This is a genomic window from Micromonospora sp. DSM 43699 (genome assembly GCF_055517075.1).
Genome location: NZ_JBTMMT010000010.1, coordinates 65,534 through 90,522 on the forward strand (window position 1 = coordinate 65,534; position 24,989 = coordinate 90,522).

Genomic DNA, 24,989 nt, shown 5'->3' on the forward strand with positions numbered 1-24,989 from the left:
TTCACCGGCCGATAGGGTTCGGCGGGTGAGTCTCGACACGGAATTCCGGCGACGACGCCTGGAACCCGACGCCCGGCGGGGGCAGATCCTCGCCTGCGCGGTCCGGCTCTTCGGTGCGCGCCCCTACCCGGACGTGTCGACCACCGACATCGCCCGCGCGGCCGGGGTGGCCCGGGGCCTGGTCAACCACTACTTCGGCACCAAGAAGCAGCTCTACCTGGAGGTCGTCCGGGTGATGGTGACCGTCCCCGAGGTGGCCGTCGCGCGGCTGCCCGCCGGTGACCTGCGGACCCGGGTCGACGCCAGCGTCACCTGGTTCCTCGACGTGGTCTCCCGGCACCGCACCTCCTGGCTGGCCGCGGTGACCGCCGGGGGGATGGGCCACGACCCCGACGTCGCCCTGGTCCTGACGGAGGCCGAGGAGGTCGCGGCCGACAGTGTGCTCGTCGCCGTGGGGTTGGCCGACGTGACCGCCCATCGCGCGGAGCTGCGCGGCATGATCCGGGCGTACGGCGGGCTGGCCACCTCGACCGCCCGGGAGTGGCTCCAGCGGGGCACCCTGGACCGGGCCCAGGTGCACCTGCTGTTGACCGCCACCCTGCTGACCATCGTGGAGCAGGTCTTCCCCGCCATCGCCGGCCGTCACCCCGCCCCGGGCCGGCCACCTTCGGCCTGACCGTCCACCTGGTCACCGCGCGGCGACGTCGCGTGCCTGCGGCGGTGTGGTCGCCGCATCGGTGCAGCTCGACGCGGGCCGGCGGGGAACCCGGGCGCGATCCCCACCGGGCCCGGGTGCGCCCGGCCGGGACCGCCCCGGCCGGGCGGCTCAGCCCGGGGCGGGCGTGGTGGGCCGCTGCACGGCCATCGGCACGGTGTCGAGCCGGGCCCAGTCCTGACTGATCGCGGCGGCGGTCCGCAGCAGGCGCGGCAGGTGCTCGTCGGTGAGCCGCTCCAGCGAGGTCTCCGCGGCGTGCACGGTGACGTTGAGGGCGGCCACCACCCGGCCTGGACGCCGGTTTCGACCTGGCCTTCAGCAACGAGCTGCGGATCGACCACAGCATCACCTGTCCGATCATCACCCTGCGGCCCGAGGCGGACCTGCCGATCGTGCCGATCTACACCAACATCTTCGCCCCGCCGCTGCCGCAGCCGAAGCGGTTCGTGCAGCTCGGCGCGGCGATCCGGGAGATCGTCGAGAGCTGGCCCAGCCACCTGCGGGTGGCCGTGATCGGCACCGGCCACCTGTCGCTGGAGCTGGGCGGGCCCCGCCAGTTCGGCCCGCAGGGCCCCGACCCGGAGTTCGACCGCCGGGCGGTGGAGTGGATCGCCAACGGCGACCTGGACGGCTGCCTGTCCGAGGTGACCCTGGACAGCCTGCACGCACCCGGCAACGCCACCCACGGGTTCATGGACTTCATGCTGATGATGGGGGTGGCCGGCGCGGGCGCCAAGGCCGACCACGTGGACACCCTGGACCTGTTCCACACCATGGAGGCGTACTTCACCTGGTACCCGAACGGAGCGCCGGCATGAGCCGCTACCTGGTCGACAAGTTCCTCTACACAGTCGACCGCGACCCGGAGCTGGTCGAGCGCTACCGCACCGACCCGCGCGCCACGGTGACCTGGTGGGAGGCCGAACGCGCCAACGCCGTGCTGAACTGCCACACCGGTGAGGCGAGCACCTGGCTGCGCTTCACCGACGAGGAACGCGACGCGCTTGTCGCCCACGACCACGTCCGGCTCTTCGCCCTCGGCGCCCACCCGTTCCTGACGTTGACCCTGTTCATCGCCATGTTCGAGCGGGACCACACCGAGCCGATGGCCTACCAGAAGGAGTACGGCCTGCGGCTGGCCCACTTCTCGCTGCCCTACCCGGACATCGCCACCTGATGGCCGCCGCACCCGACACCGGGCCGGCCGCCGCGCTGATGCCCGCCGTCGTCGTCACCGGTCACGGCGCGCCGCCCGTCGTGGTCGAGCGCCCCCGCCCGGTCCCGGCCGAGGGCGAGGTGCGGGTACGGGTCACCGCCGCGCCGCTGACCCCGCTGGACCTGCTCTGCGCCTCGGGCACCTCCTACCTGGGCGCCCCGGCGCTGCCGTACGTCCCCGGGGTGCAGGGTGTGGGCACCCTGGACGACGGCACCCCGGTCTGGTTCCCGACCCGGGCGGGCCTGGCCCCCGGCGACGGCAGCCTGGCCGGGTACGCGGTGGTGCCCGCAGCCGATCCGGTGCCCCTGCCCGACGGCGTGGACCACCGCCTGGTGGCGGCCCTCGGGCTCTCGGCGGTCGCCGCCTGGGCGGCGCTGACCCTGCGGGGTGGCCTGCGTCCCGGGGAGGTGGTGCTGGTACTGGCGGCCGGTGGCACCGTCGGCCAGGCGGCGGTGCAGCTCGCCCGGCTCGCCGGGGCGGGACGGGTGGTCGCGGCCTGCCGGTCCGACGCCGCCGTCTACTCCGCCCGCCGCTCGGGCGCGGACGCGGTGGTCCGGCTCACCGCCGCCGACGAGCCGGAGACCCTCGCCCGGCGTTTCCGGCACGCCGCCGACGGCCCGGTCGACCTGGTGCTGGACCCTCTGTTCGGGGTGCCGGCGGCAGCGGCCCTGCGCGCCCTGGCCCCGGGTGGCCGGTTGGTCAACCTCGGTGGATCGGCGGCACCGACCGCCACGATCGACTCGGCGACCCTGCGCGGTGGGTCGTTGCGCATCCTGGGCTACACCAACAGCGAGTTGACCGCCGCCGAACGCGCGACGGCGATCGCCGTGGTGGCCGGGCACGCCGCCGCCGGCCGGTTGACCGTCACCCACCAGGTACGACCGCTGGCCGAGGCGGCGGCGGCCTGGGCCGACCAGCGCGCCGGCACCACCGCCGGCCGCATCGTGCTGGTGCCACCACCGTACTGATCCGCCCGCGCGCCCGCCCGGGCCGGCCGCGGTTCCCGTCGGCGGCTGACCGATTTCTGACCGAGGGCTGCTGTCGGCTTGCCCGTCGGCGCGAAGATGAGACGGTGCTCGATCTTCCCCCGCAGGTCGCCTTTTTCGTCGTCGACGCCGCCCGGACGGCCGTGACCCGGCAGGCCCCCGAGGAACTGGAGGTCTTCGACGCGGTCGCTGCCGACTGGCGGGCCGGCACCGCCCCTCCCGCCCGCCCGTCGGGGGCACCAGGCAGCGCGGTCGGGTTCGGCATCGACATCTCCCTGGTAAGCGAGCTGTTCCTCCAGGCGGTGGCTGCCGCCACCAGCGAGGTGCTCGTCCTCGGGGCGACCGGTATCGGGGCGGGGATCCGGGCCGGTTGGCGACGTCACCGCCGACCGGCCGACCCGGCGTCGCTCACCGCGTCACCGCCGACCCCACCCTCCGGCGACCAGGACGCCACGTCGTCCGCCGGGCGGGGGGTCGCCGCCACGTCGGCCCTTCCGCGCACCGGGGCGCCGGGACCGGAGGGGCGACTGGAGCTGACCGCCGAGCAGGCGGCCCGGTTGCACGAGGCGTGCCGGCGGCACGCGCTCGCGCTGGGTCTGTCTCCGGAGGCGGCCGACCTGCTCGCCGACGCCACCATCGGCGCGGCGGTCGTCCCGGACGACCGATGACCGACCCGGCCGACACCCGCCGACCCGACCCGGCCGGGACGACCGCAACCGTCCACGCCGCTGCACCCGTTGCGGGATCCACCGGCGGCGGGTCGGCGCCGGTCGACCCCGATGGCACCGGACCGGCCGACCCGCTTTCCGGGGACTTCGATGCCGCACCGGACCGGTTGGGCTGGTGGTACCTGCTCGTGGTGGCGGCCCTCGTTGCGGTCGGGGTCGGCGCGGGAGACCTGTACTTCCTCGCCGACCGGTTGCTCAGCCTGCCCTGGGTGGTGGCCTTCGGCGACTGCGAGCGGGCGTCCGGGGCGACCGCCACGAATCCGGTGCCGCCGGGGTTCACCGACTGCCTGGCCGCACCCGCCCGAGAGCGGGCACTGGTGCTGCTCGTCGCGGTCGTCATCGTGCTGGCCTGCGCGGTGGTGCTGCTGGTGGCGGTGCCGGCGGTGGACCTGTGGCGACTTCGCCGTCACCGCAACCGCTTCACCGTCGGCGCAGCGGTGCAGCGGTTCACCGCGCTCTGCGCCGCCGAGGGGCTGACCGGCCGGGACCGGCCGCGCCTGTTGATCGCCGGTCCACCGGTCCGGCAGGCATTCACCGTCGGGCTCGTCGGCCGGCGACCGGTCGTGGTGCTCCCGGTCGGGCTCGCCGTGGCGTACCGGGACCCTCGACGGTTCGACCCGGTGGTGCGGCACGAGCTGGCCCACGTGCGGGCCCGGGACGTGACCTGGGTGGCCGCCGTCCGTGCCCTGGTCTGGCTGCCGCTGCCAGCGGTCGCCGTCGGCGGCCTGCTGGAGGTCGGCGCATTCGGACCGAATGCGATCGTCGCCGGTGCGTTCCTGCGGGCCGGACTACTGGCCGGCCTGGTCGCCGTGCTGGCGGCGGCACTGCTGCGGGCGCGCGAACGGGCGGCGGACCGGCATGCGGCACGACGTGACGCGGGGGGACTGAGCGCCCTGTTGCGGTCGGGCGTCGGCGGCAACCCGCCGGCCCGGCGGGTGCCGTCCCTGCTGCGGGGAGTCTTCGCCAGGCATCCGACAGCCGAGGAACGGATCAGGTCGCTGCGGGAGCCGGCGAGTCGGCGGGCCGGTGAGCTGACCCAGGGGGTGGCGGTCGGCGTGGTGACGGTGGCGACCATGGCCGCCGCCCACGAACTCGTCATGAACGGGCACTACCCGGCGCTGGGCTGGCTGCCCCGGCTGGTCGACGTCTGGGTGGGCGCGGTGCTGATCGTCGGCGGGCTGCTGCCGTCGCTGCTGCGCCGGGCGGCCACGGCCCACCGGTCCGGGGTGGCGGTCGGCTGGTGGCGACCGGTCACCGGCACGGGCATCGGCCTGTTCGGGGCCACCCTCGGCACCACCTGGCTGCCGTCGCCCGGCGGTACGGACCTCTTCCTCGACCAGGGGCCGGCCGCGAGCCTGGTCTTCGCCGTGGTGACCGCGGCGCTCGGCGCGGGCGCGGTCGGGTTCTGCGTACTCGTCGCGACGGCCCTGGCCGACCGGGCCCCACCTTGTACCCGATGGTGGTTCGCCGGGCACGTGACCGCCCTGGGTGTCACGGTCGCGGTGCTGTGGCCGGTGCCGGGACTCCCGCCGGTGTGGCACGATCCCGGCCTGGTGCGGAGCTGGCTGGCCTACGAACTGCCCGCCACCGGCTGGCTGCTGCCCGCCCTCGGACTGCCGGCGTTGCTCGCCCTGCGCGCCCTGGCCGTCGCCGGACACGGTGGGCGCGACGTCCGCGCCCTGGCCCGCCGGGTGGTCCGCTCGACGCGGGCCCGGGTGGTCGCGGTCGCCGTGCTGGTCTGCGCCGGTGGTGCGGTCGGGCAGCTCCGGCTCGCACCACCCGGCACCCTCGACGAGGCGGTGGGTGACGCGCAGGCCCGGTGGCTGCTCACCGCACTCGCCGGTGGCATCGTCCTGCTGGCGACCGCGACCGGATCGAAGCCTGCGACCGCGCCCGGGTCTGCACCTGCGACCGAGTTCGCGACCGCGAACCGGTCCGGACCTGCGACCGGATCCGACCCCGGCTCGACCGCTGAGGGTCGGTCGGTGTCCCGGGCACGGTCGGATCGGCTCGGCCGGGCGTTGCTCGCCGCGGTGGCGACGACCCTGGGGTCCGCGCTGGTGCAGTACCTGGATGCGGTGCTGGCCGGACGGTCCGCCGACGGGTCGGCGTTCCGGCTGACCGTGGGCAACCCGCTGGTCGGGTTGCTGTACCTGACCGCCCTCGGTGTGCCGGTCCTGCTGCTGCCCCGGGTGCGCCGGGCCGGTCGCCGCCGGTGGGCGTTGCCGGCCCGGCTGGTGCTGCCGGCGGTGGTGCTGGCCATGCTGACGCTGACCATGCTGGTGCTCGGGCCGGGGGTGCCCGGCACCCGGGTCCCGCTGCCCACGGTCGGCCCACCGTCCGTCCCCCGGTCCATCCCGGCCGCACCGGTGCCGCCGACCGTGGCAGCGTCCGGCCGGCCGTCCGACGCTGGCCCGACGGTGTCCGGCCCGCTGCCCGTCGCGGGACGACGGCTCACCGCCGCCGAGGCGCGGACTGCTGCCCGTGCGGCCCGGTCGGCGCTGCCGGCGTCCTGGGTGTCCCGACCGGTCACCCCCGCCGGCGACGATCGGGTCGAGCCCGCCGCGTGTGCCCCTCTGGCCGGGGACCGGTACCTCGACCAGCTCCGGCCGGGGGAGCGGGCCCGTGCCGAGACCAGGTACGCGACCCCGCCCGGCCGGATCGGTGTCGCCTCGACCACGGTGGCGGTCGGCGTCACCTCCTACGCCGAGCCGGTCTCCGGGGCTGTGTTCGCCGCCGCCGAGACCGCCCGGGCCGCCTGTCACCGGTTCACCGGCGGCGGAGTGCGGTTCTCCGTCGGGGGGCGGCCCGCCCCGGCGCTGGGCGAGCAGTCCTGGCGGGTCGACTACGCCCTGGCTGTCGGCAGCGGCCGGAGCCGGATCACCGGCGCGACCGCTTTCGTCCTGGTGCGGGTGGGGCACAACCTGGTCACCGTGTCCGTGGTCGCGGTGGTGGAGCCACTGGACGAGCGGCTGCTCACCGACGTGGCGACCACCGTGGTCGATGCCCTCGACCGTCCCTGACCGGCAGCCCGCCGGACCGGCCACCCGGCCGGTCGGTCGGTGCCCCGCCACCTGCCGCAGCACCGCTCCCGACCGCCACGAGCGCACCCGGGGGCGGTGGGCGATCGCCGGGGGAGGAGGACCCGACGGGCCGGGTCCGGTTGCCGACAGCCGTGCTGGCCGACCGGGGGATGCGTCCGGGGCCGACCGACTGGTGGTCTGATCACCGACTCCGATGCGCTCGGAGGACCGATCGCGGCCGGTCCGCTGCCGCACGTCACCCGCCGGGATGGTGCCATGCGCCTGCACGTCCGCCGGTCGCCCGGCCGGGCGCGTCCCCGCACGGCCCCGTGGCGCGGGATCGGCCCGTTCCTCGCCCTGGCGCTGGTGGCCGTCTCGACCGCCGCGTTCAACCAGGGCGCGCTGAAGAGCCCCACCGTCGCGGACTACCTGCGGCGGTCCTCGATCGCTGGCCGCGACCTGCGGGTGGGCGTGTTCGCCGACCAACCGCTGCTGAGCACACCCGTCGGCGACAACCGGTTCACCGGTTTCGAGGCCAGCCTGGCCACCTTCCTGGCCCGGTCGATCGGGGTGACCCCCGACTTCGTGCCGCTGGAGCCGACGGAACGGCTGGCCGCGTTGACCTCGGGTCGGGTCGACGTCGTCCTCGCCGGCCTGGCGATCACCGCGGAGCGGCAACGGGTCGTCGAGTTCGCCGGCCCCTACCTGGTCGGCCACACCAAGGTGGCGACCCGTACCACCTGGCCGCCCCGGTCCGGACCGGGGCGGCTGTGCGTGGTGTCGGGGTCAACAGCCGAGGCCGAGGCCGCCCGGCTGGAGCACCGGATCCTCCTTGCCCCGGATCTGCAGCGCTGCCTCGCCGCCGTGCGCGTCGGCCGGGCCGACGCGGTCGCCGGTGACGAGATCCTGCTGCGTGGCCTGGTCTGGGCCGCGGACCCGGGGTGGAAGCTGGTCCCGTTCGACGGCACCCCGATCACGCAGATGTACGGCATCGGGGTGGCCCGTGGCGATCCCGCGCTGAAGGCCCTGGTCGACTCGTTCCTGGTGGCCAGCCTGCGGAAGAAGACGTCCGGGGCCTGGCAGGTGGCGATGGACGCCACCCTGCGCCAGGCGGGCTACACCGCTGCGCAGCCGTACGTGACGGGTCGGCTGCTGCGCGGCGCGAGCGACGGGCAGAACGGCACCGGAGGGGTCGTCGGCCTGCCTGCGGCGGTACCGCCCGTCGTGGCGGGGCCGTCCCGCCGGAGCCGGACGGTGGCGCATCGCCGACGTCGCCGGAGGTCGGGGCGGGTGGTCACCCGTCGACCGGTTGCCCTCGGGCGCGCCCCGGCGGGTGAGCCGGCGTCGAACGGGGCCGCTCCCGCAGCGTCCACACCGGGGGCGTGGTCGCTGCTTGTCGGTGTGCCGGTCGCGGTGTCCGCGCTGTATCTGTGGATCCAGTCCGGCGGTGACCGTCAGTTCACCCTGATGCTGGCCCAGAGCATCAACCCGATCACCTTCCTCGCCACGGTCAGCCTCTCCGTCGTGTGGGTCTTCCCCGCCGTACCCGCCCTGGTCTTCGCCATCGGCGCGGTGGTGCTCGGCGCGGCGGTCGACGACGCCGACCGGCAGCGGCTGCGTGCCCGGTACCCGGTGGCCCGCTGGACGGACCGGGCACCGGGTTGGGTGGTCTGGGGCAGTATCCTGGCCGCCGCCGCCAGCACCCCGCTGGTGTTCGCCCCGGCCTGGGCATTGGCGCTGTGTGTCGTCGGTCGACCGGGGCCCGGCGGGCGGGCCGGTGGACCTCGGCCGGGACGCGCCGTGGCCGTGGCGGGCCTGCTGCTGCTCTGCGCCACGATCGCCGGTGCGGCGTTCGCCAGGGGCGAGGTGGTGCTCGCCCTGATCGCCGGTTGGCCGGTCGCGCTGCTGCTCACCGGTGCCGACGCGCCGCTGCGTCCCGGCCAGGTGACCGCCTTCGTCCAGGCCGCCGCCGTGCTGACCGCGGTACTCGTGTCGGGTGTGCTGCACGCGGTGGTGACCACGCCGATCCTGCCGTCCACCGCGATCCAGGTGGCCGTTCCGACGGTGGCGAAGCCCACCCCCACCCCGTCCGGGTCGCCGGCCGCCGACCCGGACACCGCGGCGGTGGCCGATCCGCCGACACGCCAGTTGCGCGGGTACGTCGTGTCGGTCGACGACGAGTCGACCACGCTGCTGTCCGACCTGGGCGGGGTGGAGATCGTCGCCAACGACGAGATCAGGTCCCGGGTGTCCTGCCCCAGCCTGATCGACCTGCCGGGCGACTCGGTCGAGGTGTTCGGACTGCCGCTGCGGGAGTCACTGCTCAAGGCGCTGGCCCGCAAGCAACGGCCGACGACCGTGCAGGACCCGCGCTGTCTGCTGCGCGCCGACGGCTAGGCGCGGTACGCGGCGACGGCTGTTCACGGCGGTTCGGCTGTTCACGGCGGTTCGGCTGTTCACGGCGGTTCGGCTGCGCCGCGACGGCCCGCCGGGCGCTCACCGTCCGGCCCGGGACGCGCCGAGCCGGACACCCACCACGAGGGCGACGACGGCAGCGACGACGAGCGGCAGCCGGGCCCCGCTCAGCGACAGGGTCTCCCGGAACGCGGTGGCTCCGACGGCCACCGCGGTGACCGGCTCGGCCAGGGTCAACGCGACAAGTGGGGCGGCGAGCCGGCCGTTCTGGAACGCGACCTGGTTCACCTGCACGCCGAGCAGACCCACCACCGTCAACGCCCACAGCCGTGGGTCGGCGAGCAGTGCGACCGGGTCGCCGTGCCACCGGGCGGCCACCGACTTGAGCAGCGCGGCGGCCATCCCGTAGAGGACCCCGGCGGCGACCCCGAGCAGGGCACCCCGGGTCGCGTCGTTCACCCGGCGGGCGACGAGCAGGCAACCGGCCACCGTCGCGCCGGTGCCGGCCGCCACCCACCACCACGCCGGGGCGCTCGGCTCGGTCACGCCGGCCCGGGGGTCGGCGACGGCCAGGAAGGTGACCAGACCGACGGTGCCCACCAGGGTGGCGGCGAGGTCCCGTCGGTGCACCGGCTGCCGGTTCCAGCCGGCCTCGATCAGGATGGCCATGAAGAGCCCGCTGGCCAGCAGCGGCTGCACGAGGGTGAGCGGGCCGTACCGCAGGGCCAGGGCCTGGGCGGTCACCCCGACGAGGTCCGGAACCCAACCGACCTGCCACAGCCGGGTCCTCAGCAGCCGCGACAACAGCCGCAGGTCGAGCGCCTGCCGCCGCTGCTGCCGCTTCGCCGCCCGCTGGTGCAGCGTGGTGGACAGGGCGAAGGCGAACGCCGCCACGAGTGCGGCCAGCACCGCGGCGATCATGCCCCGGCCAGGTGACTGCCGAGCGGGCCCACCGTCCAGCCCCGTCGGTGGCACTCGTCGAGCAGGTATGGCAACGCGTCGAGAGTCGAGCGCCACGCACCGGGCGCCGCCGTGCAGGAGGAGTCGTGCAGCAGGACCGTGCCGCCGCCGGCGAGTCCACCCCGGATCTCGGTGAGCACCGATCCGGCGTCGGCCGAGCGGATCCAGTCCCGACCCCAGCAGGTCCAGAGCACCGGCCGCAGGCCCAGCCGCCGGGCGGCGAGCAGCGCCGATCCGGTCAACACCCCGTACGGTGGACGGAAGAACCGGGGGGTGCGCCCGGTCACGGTGGTGATCAGCGCTCGCCCGGCGGCGATGTCCCGGCCGGTGGCCAGCGGACCGCGCAGCAGCAGGTTGCGGTGTTCCCAGCCATGCAGGGCGACCTCGTGCCCGGCGGCGACGAGCTGCCGGCCGAGTTCGGGTGAGCGCCGCAGCATCGCGCCCAGCAGGAAGAACGTGGCCCGTACCCGGTGTGCCGCCAGCACCTCCAGGAAGTGGGGCGTGGACTGCGGATCCGGGCCGTCGTCGAAGGTCAGCGCGATCCGGTCCGGCGGGCCCACCCCGTCGAGCCGGTGCAGGAGACGTCCCCGCAGCGCCGGCACTGCGGTGACCGCCGGGGCCAGCTGCAGGGCGCCGAGCGCGACCAGTCCGGTCGCCCACCGCCCTGCCGTCCGCTGCCTCACCGGCGCCCACCGGACGACGACTGGAGCAGGGCCACGACCACGGCCACGGCGTCGCCGAGCACGTCGAGCGGGGACCGCCGGCGACGCCTGTCGTACGCGTCCGCTCCGCCGGGTACGGCGGCAACCGCCGCGACCAGCCCCTCCACGTCGACCGGGTCGGTCGGTGGGGGAGCGGGCCGGTCTCGCCTTGCGGTCGTCTCCATCAGTGCCGGCCGCAGCTGCGCCGCCGACGACACCCGCCGGATCAGCCCGGCCCGTGCGAGGATCGAGGCGTTCGCCCGCCCGTGCCCGGGAAGCGGTCGGTAGGTGACCACCGGAACCCCGGCGGAGAGCGCCTCCTGGCAGGTCAGGCCGCCCGCGTTCTCCACCACGACGTCCACCGCGCGCATCAGCGTCGCCATGTCGTCGACCCAGCCGAACACGTGTTCCCAGTCCTGCCGCAGCCGGTCGTACAACAGGGTGTTGCGCCCGCAGACCACCACCGGGCGGGCCCAGCCGGTGGCATCCACCTCGGCGACCGTCGTCTCGACATCGCCGGCACCCCAGGCGCCGGCGACGATCAGCGCCAGCCGGTCCCGCTCGGGCAGGCCGAAGCGTCGACGGGCCTGCCGCCGGTCGGTCCGGTGCGCGCCGCCGAAGGCGGGCGACACAAGCGGTTGCACCGTCGTGACCGGCACCCCGTCCGAATCGTCGGAAGGGGGTAGCTCAGCGTGTCGCAACGCGTAGTACCGGTCTACTCCGGGGCTCACCCAGGTCGGGTGGAGCGCGAAGTCGGTGACGTAGCTGACCACGGGGACGGCCAGCCGGCCCTGCCGGCGCAACGGCCCGAGCAGCTGGTTGGCGAACGGGTAGGTCGTCACCACGGCGAGGGTGTCCGGTGGGATCGTCCGGCCCAGCCGACGTCGTACCGGACGCAGCAGACCCCGGATCGCCGAGACCGACCACCGGGACCGGGCGGTGAGGGCGAACAGCAGGTCGTAGCCTCGGGGGAGCCAGCGCAGCATGTCCCGGTACGCCTCGCGGAACGCCCAGCGCACCGGTCGGGGCAGCACGTCCAGCAGGTTCAGCCGGTCCACCGTGAAACCGCGTTCCCGCAGCCGGTGGGCCAGCTCGCCGGCTGCGGTGTCGTGGCCGGCACCGACATCCGCCGAGATCACGAGTATCCGCCCTCGGCACTCCATGCCAGCGCGGATACCCGCCCACGAGCGGGACAGTCTCCGGGCAGCGGGTGCGGTCGACGGTTGCGGGAGCAGGAAAAACAGTTCAGTTGCTTTACTGTTAACAAACTTTAATTTACCGTGGTGGCAATCGTTCGAGGTCGATCCGATCGAGTGCTACGGGTTCACCGGGCGGCCCCGGTCCCCCGGTGCCCGCCCACGCCCGTCCGGACGGCCGCCCCCACCGTCGAGGAGTGCTCCCATGCGTCGAACCCTCACCGTCCCCCTGGTGGCGACAGGTGCCGTCGTCACCTCCCTTGGCCTCGCCACGCCTGCCCAGGCCCACGGCTACGTCTCCGCCCCACCCAGCCGCCAGGCTCTCTGCGCCCAGGGCAAGGTGCCCGACTGCGGCCAGATCCGGTACGAGCCGCAGAGCGTCGAAGGCCCGAAGGGGCTGCGCAGTTGCAGCGCCGGGATCAGCCAGTTCGCCGTCCTCGACGACGACAATCGGGGCTGGCCCGCCACCTCGGTCGGCAGCACTGTCACCTTCACCTGGGTGAACACCGCCCGGCACGCCACCCGCAACTGGGAGTACTTCATCGGCGGCACCCGGGTCGGTGTCGTCGACGGGGGCGGTCGGCAGCCCGAGGCCACCGTGGCGCACACCGTCAACCTGGGCGGCTTCTCCGGTCGGCAGAAGATCCTCGCCGTCTGGAACATCGCCGACACCGCCAACGCCTTCTACTCCTGCGTGGACGTGCAGATCGGCGGCGGTGGTCCGACCCCGAGCCCCACCGCCGCCCCGAGCCCCACCGCCACCCCGACCCGCACACCGGGTCCGACACCCACCCCGACCCGCACCACCCCGCCCCCGACAACCCCCACCGGTTCGCCGACCGTCGGCGGCAGCTGGACCGCCGGCCGCAGCTACCAGGTCGGCGACCTGGTCACCTACCAGGCGGTGAGCTACCGGTGCCGGCAGGCGCACACCGCCATCCCGGGCTGGGAACCCCCGTACGTGCCCGCCCTGTGGACCCAGGTCTGACCGGCCCGGGAGAGCGACGTGTCACGGGCGACCACCACGATGCCGGGCCCCACCGCGACCGCCCGACGTCCGACGGCGGCGCGACCTCCGACAGTGGTGCGGGGCCTGGCCGTGGTGGTCGTCGCGGTCACCCTGTTGCTCGCCGGGTGCACCTCCGCCGGGCACCCGGCCACCCCGGCATCGACCGGGTCGGGCCCGCCGACCGCGATCAGCGGGCTCGACCTGGTGTTCCTGCACGCGATGACGGCCCACCAGGAGCGGACCCTGGCCATCCTCCGGGTCGCACCGGAGCGGATCCGCCATCCGCGACTGCGTACCCTCGTCGCGGCGGTCGACGCGACCGAATCCGACGAGGTCACCCGGGCCCGCGAGCAGATCATGGCCGCCGTCCCGGCGGACGGCGGGCCCCGGCACGAACACCCCGATCCGACCGGTGTCGACGACCCGGTGGCCCGGTTGCGGGGCACCCCGGCCTCCGGTTACGACGCCGTCCTGGTGGCGGTGCTGGTGCCCCAGCAACGGCAGGCCGCCGACCTGGCCCGCGCCCACCTGCCGCTGGCGGTCTCCCCGGCCGTACGTGACCTGGCCCGGCGCATCGACGAGTCCCGTACCGCGCAGATCCGGCTCCTCACCGCGCTGCCGGTCGCCCGGACCACGCCCTGACCAGGTGGTCTCCATGGGGGCGGTGACCCCACCGGGTCCGGCGGGCGGGCGGCGGCAGCGCGGCCAGGTGGAGTCCCGGCACGACAGATCTCCGAGTCGGGAGAACTGCGCGAATAGCTGTTTTCCCGACTCGGAGCACCGGTGCCACCACAGCTCCCACGCGGTTACCGGACGGTCGCCCGAACTGCCGGCGGAATCGGTTTGCGGGGCGGTCGCCATAGCGGAAGCGGCCGATTCCGCCACCCGTACGGCCAGCAGGCCGAGCCGTTCGGCCACCCCGCCCGCATCGATGTTCCTCGTATTCCCCGGCCACCGGTATAGTCCCGTCAATCCCCATTGGAGTGTCGCAGGGAAAGCACGTGATCTGCGTGATGGCAGCTGGACTGGAAACTGCGCTGTCCGGCCCACCATTCGTCGGGCGGCGACCGGAGATCGCGCGCATCAGCGCCGCGCACACCGAGAGCGTGCACACCGGGACACAGGTGGTGTGCGAGGTGGTCGGCGACCCGGGAATCGGCAAGACCCGTCTCGTCCACACCGCGCTGGACCGGTGCGCCCCGGCCCTGCCCCGCGTCGTCGGCACCTGTGTGGAGACGGAACAGGGCATTCCGTTCCACGTCTTCCGACACGCCTTCGACACCCTCCGCCCACCCCGCTCCGACCCTCGGCTGTCCGCCGGCCGGGCCGAACCCGACGACGCGCTCGTACCCCGAGGTGCCGGCCCGGTCGACGTACGTCTGTTCCGCACCTACCAACTGGCCCGCCGGCTGCTCGCCCTGGCCGCCCGGGACGGGCTGGCCCTCGTCCTGGACGACCTGCACTGGGCCGACGCCTCCTCCACCGGGCTCGTCACCCACCTGCTGCGCTACCCGGTGCCGGCCCCGTTGCTGCTGATCCTGGTCTACCGGCCCCGGCAGACGGGCACCGTGATGCCGTTCGGCCCGCCCGACACCGGCGTCCCGGCAGGCAGGGGTAGGGACCGGATCGAGCTCGGGCCGCTGAGTCTCGCCGAGACCGCCGAGCTGTACCCGCAGGCCGGCCCGGCCGAACTGGGTGAACACCACGAGCGGGCCGCCGGCAACCCCGGCTACCTCGCGGCGCTGGCAGGCGTCGCACCGGTCGACGCCGACCGGGATGCCGGGCTGCCCGGCCCGCCCCGGCTCACCGACGGGACGGTCGCGACGCTGCGCGTCGAGTGGGCCGGCCTACCGCCGGCCGACGCGGTGTGTCTGCGGGCCGCGGCGGTGTGCGACACGCCCTGCGCGGTGGATCAGCTCGCCGAGGTGGCCCAGCTGCCGGCGCAGGCGGCCAACGAGGCGGCCTGGCGGCTGGTCCGTCGCGACCTGCTGCGGGTCGTCCCGGCAACGGCCCGGTTCACCTTCCGGCACCCGGTACTGCGCTCGGCGGTCGCCCAGGACACCGACCCGGCCTGGCGGGTCGAGGCCCATCACCGGGCGCTGAGCGCGTTGCTCGCCCGGGGCGCGCCCCCGGCCGAGCGGGTGGCGCAGGCCGAACGGCTGCTCACCCTGCCCCACGACCGGCCGGTCGGTCCCTACGTGGACGTACTCTGCCGGGCCGCCCAGGAGATCCGCCGGGACGCTCCGGACCTGGCCGTGCGCTGGCTGCGGACCGCGCTGCGCGCACTGCGGCCCCCGGCCGGCTCCCCGGACAGCCGCCACGACGTCACCCTGCTGCTGGCCCGGATCACCGGGGAGGCGGGGAACCTCGCCGAGAGCCGGATGCTGCTGCGGGAGGTCGTCCCCGAGCTGCCCGTCGACCCGACCGGCCGCCGGGCCGCCGCCGTCGCCCTGTGGGTACGGGTGGAGCGACTGCTCGGCAACTACGCGGAGGCCGCCGCGATCAGCCGTCGCGAGCTGATCGGCACACCGACGCCGACCGCCGGGGCGTACCAGCTCGCCACGGAACTCGGCGCGGTCGGCATCCTGTCCGGTCACCCCTCGCCGATGCCCGCCGGAGCGCCCGACGGGGACGCCAGCGGCGTCGACCGGGCCAGCCTGCTCGCGGTACGCGGACTCGCCGCCGCCCACGACGGCGCGGTCGACCTCGCCCGTGGCCTGCTCGCCACCGGCGCGCCGATCGTCGACGCACTACCCGACCGGGATCTGCGCGACCATCCCGACTGCCTGCTGGCGCTCGGGCTGGCCGAGCTGTTCCTGGAACGGCCCGCCGACGCCACCCGGCACCTGGACCGGGGGATCACCCTGGTCCGCGACGCGCACCGCGACGACGGACTCTGCCAGCTGCTGCTCGGCCGCAGCCAGGTGGCCTACCACCGGGGTCAGCTCGGCGCGGTGATCGGGCTGACCACCGAGGCGGGGATCGTCGCCCGCCGGATCGGCAGCCGCTCGCTGCTCAGTTTCGCGCTGGCGTTCGAGGCGCAGGCCACCGCCTGGCGGGGCGGCCCCCGCGACGACGAACGGGCGGTGGCCCTGGCCCGCAGCGCGGTGGAACTCGCCACCGACCTGGACAGCTGGTCCGGACGTACCGCGGCGACCGCGCTGGCCACCGCGACGCTGCTCGCCGGTGACCCGGCCACCTGCGTGGAGATGCTCACCGATGCCGGCGGCGACGGTGGGCTGACCCGCCTGCAGGCCTCCCTGCGTCCGATGTGGCACGAACTGCTCTGCGCCGCCGCGCTGGCCGATGGGGAGCTGCCCGAGGCGGAACGGCGGGCCCGGGCCGCGCTGGCCGCGGCCGACCTGATCGGTCTGCCCGGCCAGCGCGCCTTCGCCGAGTCGGCGTACGGGGAGGTGCTGCTCGCCCGGGGCGAGGTGGTGGCGGCGATGCCGTACCTGCGCACCGCGGCGGACAGGTTCCGGGCCGCCGGCATGACCCTGCGGCACAGCCTCGCCCTGGTCGCGGTCGCCCGGGCGGCCGAGGCGGTGGACCAGAGCGGTCCCGCCGCCCGGGCCCGGCACCGGGCGCTGGAACTGGCCGTGCGCTGCGGGACCGAACGGGTCGGTCTGCGGCTGGCCCGACCGGTCCGGGCGCTCGCCGAGACCGCGCTGACCGACCGGGAGTGGCACATCGCCCGGTTGGCCTCCACCGGTGTCACCAACCGGTTGATCGGCCGCCGGCTGCACATCAGCCCCCGCACCGTGGAGGCGCACCTGACCCGGATCTACCGCAAGGCGGGGGTGGAGTCCCGCTCCGGTCTGGTCGCCTGGGTGTCCCGCTTCGATGACACCGATCGGTGACCGGTTCCCGGTGCCGATGACACCGCCCGGTGCGCCGTCGCCGGGCGCCGCACCATGAGGCCGCACCGCACCCGGCACCGCCTGTCGACGGCTCACATACTCGATCCATCGGGCGCGATTCCCGCGATCCGGCAACGGACGGAGAACGACATGGTGGGCACACGATCCGTCCGGCGGCCGCGCGCCCGTACCGGACCCACCGTCGCGTTCGTGGTGACGCTGCTCGTCCTGGCCGGTTGCGGCGACCAACCGGTGGACGCCGCCGCCCCGGCCGCCGCGTCCACCACCGCCTTCGGCGCGGACCGGGCCGCGCTCGTGCTCACCGCCTTCGACCAGGCCGACTCGGCCGCGTCCGTCTCCGGTGACGTGCAGACGCTGCGCACCCAGGAGGTGTCGCCGTCGTTGGACGTGAGCATCGCGGCGATCCACCGGGCCGAGCACAACCAGCGCCCACAACCAGCGTTCCAACACGTCAACCCGGCTTTCGCCGTACCGCCGGGTGAGCCGGGCTGCTTCCTGGCCACCGCCACCCTCCGGTTGACCGGGGCGGAGCTGGCCCCGACCGACGTCAGCCAGTTCGTCCGGGACGCCGACGGCCGGTGGAAGCTCAGCCACAACGTCCAGGTCAGCCAGCCCGCCCTGGTCACCGCCCGGAGCATCGCCGGCCGACCGGCCACCGCCGGGGGCACCGCCGTGGACGAGACGAGCCGGCAGGTCCTCGCCGCGGAACTGTTCGCCCGCACCACCGGGGCGAGCACCGGGAACAGGTCACTTGTCGCGTCGGGCCCGCTGCTCGACGGCCAGTTCGCCGGCGGCTGGGAGGTCTACCAGCAACAACTTGCCGGGGTCGGTACGCGGGTGGCGCGCACCCTGGACCGGGCGGAGTGGTCGGAGTGCGCGGTCGCCGTGCCCGAGGGAACCCTGACCTTCCTGACCGTGTACGCCACCGACACCCTCAGCCCCGCGCCCGGCGGACCGGCCACGGTGCGGATGATGCCGCAGAGCCCCGACATGATCTCCACCGGCAAGCGCGCCCCGATCGCCGGCAAACGGATCCGGGTCACCCGGGTCGAGACGTTCCTGCTCGTCGTCCCGGCGCAGACCACCGGCACCTCGGTGCTGGGTCTCAACGACACCGCGCTGACCGTCACCGCCGGCTGACCGGTTCGGCTCCGCCGACCTCCCGGCAGCTCGTGGCAGCACCGTGCCCCCGGTCGTCGGCGTGCCCTCCGACGCGACCGTGCCGGGCAGCACGCCGACGGCTGAAACCGGTGGCATCGGTCGGGATCCGGCCGGTCGGCGGTGACGATGGCAGCAGCCGTGCTCGTCGGCGACGCCCCGCCGGAGATCCCCGGTGTCGCGCCGGCGCGGGGAGGAACCCATGTGGCATCCGCGTTTCCGCTCCGACCACGTACCCGTACGGCTGCCCGAGGGGCACCTCGTGGTCCTGGGCGAGACCCGCAGTCTGCTCATCGACGACCCGGTCGCGGCGGACCTGGCCGACCTCCTGGACGGCACCGCGCCGCTGGCCGACGTGGTGGCCCGGCTGGCCGCCCGGCACCCGGTCGCCGCGGTCGCCGCCGCCCTGGCCCGGTTGCGCGGCCACGGCCTGCTCGCCTCCGGTCCGTCCGGGGTGCCGGTCGCCGAGGCCGCCGGCTGGGACGCCCGGGGCGTCGACCCGGCCGCCGGCCGGCGCTGGACCCGGTACGGCACGGTCACCCTCGTCGATCTCGGTGCCCCCACCGTGTTCGAGACCGCCGAGGCGCTGCGGACGGTGGGGCTCACCGTCACGGTCACCCGGCCGGACGCCCCCGAGGCGGACCCGGCCACCGGCCGGGATCCGGTGCTGGTCGTCCCGTCGTCCCTGCTCGACCCGGCGCTGGCCGCCGTCAACGACAGGCACCTGGCCGCCGGGCGGCCCTGGACCCTGCTGCGCCCGCACGGCAACGTGGTCTTCCTCGGTCCACACCTGATCCCCGGCGAGACCGGCTGCTGGGCCTGCCTGCGTCAGCGTTGGGAGGCCAACGAACAGGTGGCGGCGTTCCTGACCGGGCAGGATCCTGCCGGCGAGGTGCCGTCGGCCGCCCGCGCGGTCGTTCCCGGGGTGGCCCTGGCGGTGGCCGGACTGCTCGCCGCCGACCTCGCGGTGCTGGCCACCCGGGGCCGCTCGCCCCGGCTGACCGGCCGGATGATCGCCCTGGACACCCGTGACCTGAGCACCGAGAGCCACCACCTGGTCCGTCAGCCGCAGTGTCCGGCCTGCGGCGACCCGGACCTGGTCGGCAAGGCCGACCCCCGGATCGAGCTGCCCCCGGCCGGCACCCTGCCCAGCCGGGCCGACGGCTCCCGCACCCGCGACCCCGCCGAGACGTACCGGGCGCTGGCCCACCACGTCAGCCGGTACCTCGGGGTGGTCAGCCGACTGACCAGCCTGGAGACCGTGGACAACGGGGTCACCCACACCTACTCGGCCGGGCACAACTTCGCCCAGCCCCGGCAGCTCGCCGGGCTGCGTCGTAACCTGCGCGGGCAGAGCGGCGGCAAGGGCCGCACCGACGTGCAGGCGCGGGTCAGCGCCATCGGCGAGGCGGTGGAACGCTGGTGCGGGGTGTGGCGTGGCGACCGCCCCGTGCACCGCGCGAGCTACCGGCAGCTCGGCCCGGACCGCGCCGTGCACCTGCGTGACCTGCTGCTCTTTTCCGACCGCCAGTACGCCGACGCCGACCGGCTCAACCGGGACCTGGGCCACCTGCACCGGGTACCCCGGCCGCTGCCCGACGACCGGGAACTGGACTGGACCACCGGCTGGTCGCTCACCCACGGCGTCGCCCGGGAACTGCCCGCCGCGCACTGCTGGTACGGCCACCCGGAGCAGACCACCCTCGGGGTCTGCGCGGCCGACTCCAACGGCTGCGCCGCCGGGTCCCACCTGTCGGAGGCGATCCTGCAGGGCTTCTGCGAACTCGTCGAACGCGACAGCGTGGCGCTGTGGTGGTACCACCGCTCCCGGCTGCCCGGGGTCGACCTGGCCTCGTTCGTCGACCCGTGGACGACCGCCTGCGTCGACCATCACGCCACAGCGCTCGGCCGCCAGCTGTGGGCCCTGGACCTCACCGCCGACCTGGGGATACCCGCGTTCGCCGCGGTGTCCCGGCGGCTCGACGGCCCGCCGGAGGACGTGCTCGTCGGCTTCGGGGCGCACCTCGACGCACGGGTCGCGCTGACCCGGGCGCTGACCGAGGTCAACCAGTTCCTGCCGGCGGTGCCCGGCCCCACCGGTGGGCGGCTGCGCTACGGCGTCGACGACCCGGACAGCGCCCGCTGGTTCGGCACCGTCCGGGTCGACGAGCAGCCCTGGCTGACCCCGGACCCGTCCCGACCGGCCCGCACCCTGGCCGACCACCCGCCGCTGACCACCGGGGACGTCGCCGAGGACGTCCGCGTCTGTGTCCGTCTCGCCGCACGGGCCGGCCTGGAGGTGATCGTCGTCGACCAGTCCCGACCCGATGTCGAGCTGGCGGTGGTGAAGGTCGTGGTGCCGGGGCTGCGGCACTTCTGGCGGCGGCTCGGCCCCGGCCGGCTGTGGCAGGTCCCGGCCGCGCTGGGCCGCACCCCACTGGCCGCCGACGAACGGTCGGCCAACCCGCTGAACGTGTTCTTCTGACCGGGCCACCGGCCCGGCCGGACGAGGGGAGTCGACGATGACCACAGCGGCGGACGCCACCGGCCGGCGGACGCGGTGAGCACCGCACTGACCGGCCCGGCCGTGCAGGACCTGTACCGGCTGCGCCGGGACGCGGAGCTGGTGCTCGACGAGGACGGTGCGGCCACCCTGCGCCAGGGGCGGTTCCGGTTGCGGCTGGAGCAGCCCGGGATGAGCCGGCGGGCGTTGCTGCTGCGACTGGGTGCCGGCTGGGTCAGCGACGTCGAGGTGGGCCGGCTGGTCAGCAGCCTGGAGGGGGAGACCCGGGTGCTCCCCGCGCAGCTGCTGCTGCGCCGGCTGCTCGGTCACTCCTGGCTGGAACGTCGGGCCCAGGTCGCCGACCGTCCGCTTGTGGAACTGCTGCCGACCGGGTTGGGGCGGGGCAGCCTGCCGGAGACCCGCCGGCACGTCCCCGGGGTCCGCTACCGGCTGTCCCGGTTCGCCGCCATGCAACACGAACGCGGCATGCTGGTCGCCACGTCACCGCTGAGCACCCTCGCCGTCGGCTGCGTCGACGTGGCGCTCGGCGCGGTGCTGGCCGCGGCGGTGCAGGGCGTCGGCCCGGACACGGTGGCCCGGTCCCTGGCCGTGGCCCCCGACGTCGCCGGCCGGGTCCTCGACGAACTGGTCACCGCGCGGATCCTGGTCACCGCCGCCGAGTTCGCCGCCGAGGTCGACGAGGCACCGTTGGCCTACTGGTCGCCGGAGGAGCTGCGGCTGCACCACCGTTCCCGGGTGGGCCGGCACACGCTGCCGGTCGGCGGCACCTACCGGATGCGGGACCGGTTCCCCCCGCAGCCGCTGCCGCGCCCGTACGACGGGGGGCGGGCCATCGAGTTGCCGCTGCCGGACCTGGCCACCATCGCCAAGGCCGATCCGTCGTTCAGTCAGGTCGTCGCGGCCCGGCACAGCGTGCGCGGGCACGACGACACCGCCCCGCCCACCCTCGACCAGCTGGCCGAGTTCCTGCACCGGGTGCAGCACGCCACGGTGACCGGGGAGTCCGGTGGTCAGCAGGTGGGGCACCGCCCCTACCCCGGTGGCGGCGGGATCTACGAACTGGAGCTGTATCCGCTGGTGCGCCGGTGCGCCGGCCTCGATCCGGGCCTCTACCACTACGACTCCACCGGCCACCGGCTGGAGTCGGTCGCCGGATGGGGTCCGGCCGCCGACCGGTTGCTGGGCTACGCCCGCGCGGCCGGCGCGATGACCGGGCCACCGCAGCTCGTCCTGGTCGTCACGGCCCGGGTGCAGCGGCTGATGTGGAAGTACGAAGGGATGAGCTACGCCATGATCCTCAAGGACGCCGGGGTGCTGACCCACCAGATGTACCTCGTCGCCACCGCCATGGGCCTCGCCCCGTGTGCCCTCGGTGCCGGCGACTCGCACGCCTTCGCCGAACTGTCCGGCCTCGACCCGCTCGTCGAGCCGAGCGTGGCCGACTTCCTGCTCGGCTCGGTCGGCGACGCACCGGAGGCGGTGGTCCGGCCGTGAAGTTCCGTCGGCAGGCGCTGCAGCAGCTGGAGGCCCCCGAGCAGCTGGACCGGGCGGTCCGGCTGACCACCGTGCCGAGCTGGCTGGGCACCGCCGCGCTGGTGATCACCGTGGTGGTGGCCGGCATCTGGTCGGTGCGTACGGTGGTGCCCCGTACCGTCGAGGCGGCCGGGGTGCTGATCCACTCCAACGGCATCTCCGCCCTGGACGCGTTGGACAGTGGCCAGGTCACCAAGGTCTGGGCGGCCCCGCACCAGCGGGTCGTGAAGGGCACCCCGCTCTACAGCCTGCGTACCGTCGACGGGAAGATCCTGGTGGAGACCGCGCCCGGCGACGCGTACGTGGTGTCCTGGCTGGTGTCGGAGGGGGAGATCGTCACCCCCGGCAGCCACCTGGCCGACCTGGAACGTCTCGACACCGCCGGGGACGCGTTGCAGGCCGTCGTCTACGCCCCCGCGGTGGCCGCCCCGCTGCTGCAACCGGGCGTCCCCGTCGAGGTGGCCGCCGCCGCCGCGCCACGCAACGTGTTCGGCACCCTGGCCGGGCGGGTCCTCACGGTCGGCGCGTTCCCGGAGACCGAGGCGTCGCTGCGCGCCTTCCTCGGCACCGGTCAGGACGTCCGGCGGCTGCTGGCCGACGGCAGCGTCGTGCGGGTGACAGTGGCCCTGGAACCCGATCCGGCCGCCCCGGGTGGCCTGCGCTGGACCAAGGCCCCGCCGCCGTTCCAACTCAACTCGGCAAGCGAGGTCACCGCCTGGTTCACCGTCGCCCGGGAGCACCCGATCGACTGGTTGCTGCGCCGGTGACCGCGCCGACGACCGGGGCGGTCCCGGCACCGCAGCGGCCCCGGATCCGCCGACGGCGGGTCCGCACCCCCACCCTGATCCAGATGGAGGCGGTGGAGTGCGGGGCCGCCGCACTGGGCATCCTGCTCGGCCACCACGGCCGGCACGTACCGTTGGAGGAGCTGCGCCGGGTCTGCGGGGTCAGCCGGGACGGCTCCACCGCCGCCACCGTGCTCAAGGGCGCCCGCCGGTACGGCATGGAGGCCAAGGGTTTCCAGATGGACCTGGTCGGCCTGCGTACGGTGGCCCTGCCGGCGGTGCTGTTCTGGCGCTTCGAGCACTTCGTCGTCCTGGAGGGGCTGGGCCGCAAGGTCTGGATCAACGACCCGGCCACCGGCCCCCGGGCGGTGAGCTGGGACGAGTTCGACGGCGCCTTCACCGGCATCGTGCTCACCATGCGCCCCGGGCCGCAGTTCCAGCCCGGCGGGGCCCGCTACCGGATGGTCCGGGCCTTGGCGGAACGCTGGCGTGGCCCCGGTTCGGCGATCGTGCAGATGCTCCTGCTCGGCCTGCTGATCGCCCTGGTCGGGTTGACCGTCCCGGTGCTGGCCCGGGTCTTCGTCGACCGGGTGCTGCTCCAGGAGGACCGGGCGGCCTTCGCCGGCCTGGTCGCCGCGGTGGCGGTGGCCACCGTGCTGACCTTCCTGGCCAGCTGGTTGCAGCAGCGGCTGACCGTCCGCACGGAGACCGCGCTGGCGTTGGCCAGCGCCGCCCGCTTCTTCCGACATCTGTTGCGACTACCGCCGACGTTCTTCGACCAACGGCAGGCCGCGGACCTCAGCCAGCGGGTGCGCGGCAACGACGTGGTCGCCGAGGTGCTGACCCGACGGGCGGCCACCACCGTCGTCGACACCGCCCTGGTGCTGGCGTACGGCGCCCTGCTGTGCCAGTACGACCTGGTCCTCGGGTGGTGCGCGGTGGTGCTGGCCGGGTTGAACGTCACCGTGTTGCGGGTCGTCGCGGCGACCCGTTCGGTGGCGGTGGCCGGGTTGCAGGCCGACCGCAGCAAACTGGTCACCGCCGTCTACACCACCGTGCAGATGATCGAGACGGTGAAGGCCGGTGGTGAGGAGGAACGTGCCGCCGCCCGGTTCGCCGCCCGCAACGCCACGGTCGCCAGTCGCCAGCAACGGCTCGGGGTGCCCACCGCGGTGCTGTCCGTCCTGCCGGCCCTGCTGGCCGCGCTGACCACGGCGGTGCTGCTCGGTCTGGGCAGCGACCGGGTGGTGACCGAGGCGATGAGCGTCGGGGTGCTGGTCGGCATGCAGGGCCTGGCCGCCGCGATGAACCGTCCGTTGGGCAACCTCACCGCGCTGGGCTCCCGGTTGCAGGACATGAGCGCCGACCTCAACCGGCTGCGGGACGTGGAGCGCTATCCGTTGCCGGACGACGACGCGCCGACGCTCCCGGCCGCGCCGATGGAGGGGCACCTGCGCATCGAGGACGTCACCTTCGGCTACCACCCGTTGGGCAAGCCGCTGCTGTCCGGGTTCACCCTCGACCTGCCCCCGGGCGCCCGGGTCGCCCTGGTGGGCCGCTCGGGCAGCGGCAAGTCGACAGTCGGGCGGCTGGTCGCCGGCCTGTACCGGCCGTGGACCGGCCGGGTCACCGTGGACGGCGTCGAACGGGTGGCGGTCGACGACGGGCTCTGGGCGGCCACCGTCGCCATGGTCGACCAGGACCAGCGGCTGTTCGAGGGCACCGTCCGGGACAACGTCACCATGTGGGACCTGACCGTGCCGGACGAGGACGTGCACGCCGCCCTCACCGACGCCTGCGTGCACGCCGAGGTGACCGCGCGGGCCGGTGGCCTGGCCAGCACCGTACGCGAGGGGGGCCGCAACTTCTCCGGCGGACAGCGGCAGCGGTTGGAGATCGCGCGGGCGCTGGTCCGCAACCCCCGGGTGCTGGTACTCGACGAGGCCACCAGCGCGCTGGACGCCGAGACCGAACGCCAGATCGACAGGCACCTGCGTCGACGCGGGGCGACCTGTCTGATCGTCGCGCACCGGCTGTCCACGGTCCGCGACTGCGACCTGATCGTCGTGCTCGACGCGGGCCGGGAGGTGGAACGCGGCACCCACGACGAACTGGTCGCGCGGGGCGGGGCGTACAGCCGCCTGGTCCGGGACCACTGA

At 74.9% G+C, this 24,989-nt stretch carries 19 protein-coding genes; 15 read left to right on the forward strand and 4 right to left on the reverse strand.

Annotation, left to right across the window (positions count from 1 at the left end; all coding sequences use genetic code 11):
• Positions 1-25: 25 nt before the first annotated feature.
• Positions 26-676 (forward strand): TetR/AcrR family transcriptional regulator, encoded by a 651-nt coding sequence (locus AC0AIB_RS07855; protein ID WP_328346883.1) that lies wholly within the window; start codon positions 26-28, stop codon positions 674-676.
• A gap of 150 nt (positions 677-826) precedes the next feature.
• Here the strand turns inward: AC0AIB_RS07855 and AC0AIB_RS07860 are convergent, their stop codons facing one another.
• Entirely contained in the window at positions 827-997 is a 171-nt protein-coding gene (locus AC0AIB_RS07860; RefSeq protein WP_328346885.1) for a hypothetical protein, read from the reverse strand.
• Positions 998-1,023: 26 nt separating this feature from the next.
• On the opposite strand from AC0AIB_RS07860, the gene AC0AIB_RS07865 reads away from it, so the two are divergent.
• From AC0AIB_RS07865 to AC0AIB_RS07890, 6 genes are all read left to right on the forward strand, one after another.
• Positions 1,024-1,533, forward strand: coding sequence for a DODA-type extradiol aromatic ring-opening family dioxygenase (locus tag AC0AIB_RS07865; protein ID WP_328348785.1), 510 nt, complete (start codon positions 1,024-1,026; stop codon positions 1,531-1,533).
• Positions 1,530-1,892: a hypothetical protein gene (locus tag AC0AIB_RS07870; protein ID WP_328346887.1), complete on the forward strand. Its 363-nt coding sequence runs from the start codon at positions 1,530-1,532 to the stop codon at positions 1,890-1,892. The genes AC0AIB_RS07865 and AC0AIB_RS07870 overlap by 4 nt, the downstream gene beginning before the upstream one ends.
• Positions 1,892-2,899 carry a quinone oxidoreductase family protein gene (locus AC0AIB_RS07875; RefSeq protein ID WP_465096323.1) on the forward strand — a complete coding sequence of 336 codons (1,008 nt, stop codon included), beginning with the start codon at positions 1,892-1,894 and terminating at the stop codon, positions 2,897-2,899. The genes AC0AIB_RS07870 and AC0AIB_RS07875 overlap by 1 nt, the downstream gene beginning before the upstream one ends.
• Positions 2,900-3,003: 104 nt before the next feature.
• Positions 3,004-3,585, forward strand: a complete 582-nt coding sequence (locus tag AC0AIB_RS07880) for a hypothetical protein (RefSeq protein ID WP_328346891.1) — start codon at positions 3,004-3,006, stop codon at positions 3,583-3,585.
• The gene (locus AC0AIB_RS07885) at positions 3,582-6,668 is read left to right on the forward strand and encodes a M48 family metalloprotease (protein ID WP_328346894.1); all 3,087 of its coding nucleotides are present in this window, start codon (positions 3,582-3,584) and stop codon (positions 6,666-6,668) included. The genes AC0AIB_RS07880 and AC0AIB_RS07885 overlap by 4 nt, the downstream gene beginning before the upstream one ends.
• A gap of 276 nt (positions 6,669-6,944) precedes the next feature.
• Positions 6,945-9,065, forward strand: a complete 2,121-nt coding sequence (locus AC0AIB_RS07890; protein ID WP_328346896.1) for a transporter substrate-binding domain-containing protein — start codon at positions 6,945-6,947, stop codon at positions 9,063-9,065.
• A 99-nt stretch (positions 9,066-9,164) separates the two neighbouring features.
• Here AC0AIB_RS07890 and AC0AIB_RS07895 read toward each other — a convergent pair whose 3' ends face one another.
• Genes AC0AIB_RS07895 through AC0AIB_RS07905 form a run of 3 tightly spaced genes read right to left on the reverse strand, consistent with a single transcriptional unit; the run spans position 9,165 to position 11,907 of the window.
• Complete coding sequence (locus AC0AIB_RS07895) at positions 9,165-9,992, reverse strand: DMT family transporter (protein WP_328346898.1); 828 nt, start codon at positions 9,990-9,992, stop codon at positions 9,165-9,167.
• A gap of 8 nt (positions 9,993-10,000) precedes the next feature.
• Complete coding sequence (locus AC0AIB_RS07900) at positions 10,001-10,726, reverse strand: polysaccharide deacetylase family protein (protein WP_328346900.1); 726 nt, start codon at positions 10,724-10,726, stop codon at positions 10,001-10,003.
• Entirely contained in the window at positions 10,723-11,907 is a 1,185-nt protein-coding gene (locus AC0AIB_RS07905; RefSeq protein ID WP_442930723.1) for an MGDG synthase family glycosyltransferase, read from the reverse strand. Before AC0AIB_RS07905 ends, AC0AIB_RS07900 begins: the two co-directional genes overlap by 4 nt.
• A 238-nt stretch (positions 11,908-12,145) precedes the next feature.
• Here AC0AIB_RS07905 and AC0AIB_RS07910 point away from each other — a divergent pair, with 238 nt between their 5' ends.
• The 8 genes from AC0AIB_RS07910 (at position 12,146) to AC0AIB_RS07945 (ending at position 24,989) form a co-directional block, all read left to right on the forward strand.
• The gene (locus AC0AIB_RS07910; RefSeq protein WP_328346904.1) at positions 12,146-12,928 is read left to right on the forward strand and encodes a lytic polysaccharide monooxygenase; all 783 of its coding nucleotides are present in this window, start codon (positions 12,146-12,148) and stop codon (positions 12,926-12,928) included.
• Positions 12,929-12,946: 18 nt separating this feature from the next.
• The gene (locus AC0AIB_RS07915) at positions 12,947-13,591 is read left to right on the forward strand and encodes a DUF305 domain-containing protein (protein ID WP_465096324.1); all 645 of its coding nucleotides are present in this window, start codon (positions 12,947-12,949) and stop codon (positions 13,589-13,591) included.
• Between the two features lie 371 nt (positions 13,592-13,962).
• Positions 13,963-16,809: an AAA family ATPase gene (locus tag AC0AIB_RS07920; RefSeq protein ID WP_328346908.1), complete on the forward strand. Its 2,847-nt coding sequence runs from the start codon at positions 13,963-13,965 to the stop codon at positions 16,807-16,809.
• A gap of 150 nt (positions 16,810-16,959) precedes the next feature.
• Positions 16,960-17,970 (forward strand): hypothetical protein, encoded by a 1,011-nt coding sequence (locus tag AC0AIB_RS07925; RefSeq protein WP_328346910.1) that lies wholly within the window; start codon positions 16,960-16,962, stop codon positions 17,968-17,970.
• A 220-nt stretch (positions 17,971-18,190) separates the two neighbouring features.
• Entirely contained in the window at positions 18,191-20,473 is a 2,283-nt protein-coding gene (locus AC0AIB_RS07930; protein ID WP_328346912.1) for a TOMM precursor leader peptide-binding protein, read from the forward strand.
• A gap of 75 nt (positions 20,474-20,548) precedes the next feature.
• Complete coding sequence (locus AC0AIB_RS07935) at positions 20,549-22,006, forward strand: SagB family peptide dehydrogenase (protein WP_328346914.1); 1,458 nt, start codon at positions 20,549-20,551, stop codon at positions 22,004-22,006.
• Positions 22,003-22,812: a hypothetical protein gene (locus tag AC0AIB_RS07940; RefSeq protein ID WP_328346916.1), complete on the forward strand. Its 810-nt coding sequence runs from the start codon at positions 22,003-22,005 to the stop codon at positions 22,810-22,812. The genes AC0AIB_RS07935 and AC0AIB_RS07940 overlap by 4 nt, the downstream gene beginning before the upstream one ends.
• Complete coding sequence (locus AC0AIB_RS07945; protein ID WP_328346918.1) at positions 22,809-24,989, forward strand: NHLP family bacteriocin export ABC transporter peptidase/permease/ATPase subunit; 2,181 nt, start codon at positions 22,809-22,811, stop codon at positions 24,987-24,989. The genes AC0AIB_RS07940 and AC0AIB_RS07945 overlap by 4 nt, the downstream gene beginning before the upstream one ends.

Coding starts and splice junctions, on each gene's coding strand:
- AC0AIB_RS07925 (WP_328346910.1), top strand. CDS start 16,960: ATGGTGGGCACACGATCCGTCCGGCGGCCGCGCGCCCGTACCGGACCC.
- AC0AIB_RS07905 (WP_442930723.1), bottom strand. CDS start 11,907: ATGGAGTGCCGAGGGCGGATACTCGTGATCTCGGCGGATGTCGGTGCC.
- AC0AIB_RS07890 (WP_328346896.1), top strand. CDS start 6,945: ATGCGCCTGCACGTCCGCCGGTCGCCCGGCCGGGCGCGTCCCCGCACG.
- AC0AIB_RS07870 (WP_328346887.1), top strand. CDS start 1,530: ATGAGCCGCTACCTGGTCGACAAGTTCCTCTACACAGTCGACCGCGAC.
- AC0AIB_RS07920 (WP_328346908.1), top strand. CDS start 13,963: ATGGCAGCTGGACTGGAAACTGCGCTGTCCGGCCCACCATTCGTCGGG.
- AC0AIB_RS07910 (WP_328346904.1), top strand. CDS start 12,146: ATGCGTCGAACCCTCACCGTCCCCCTGGTGGCGACAGGTGCCGTCGTC.
- AC0AIB_RS07885 (WP_328346894.1), top strand. CDS start 3,582: ATGACCGACCCGGCCGACACCCGCCGACCCGACCCGGCCGGGACGACC.
- AC0AIB_RS07930 (WP_328346912.1), top strand. CDS start 18,191: ATGTGGCATCCGCGTTTCCGCTCCGACCACGTACCCGTACGGCTGCCC.
- AC0AIB_RS07875 (WP_465096323.1), top strand. CDS start 1,892: ATGGCCGCCGCACCCGACACCGGGCCGGCCGCCGCGCTGATGCCCGCC.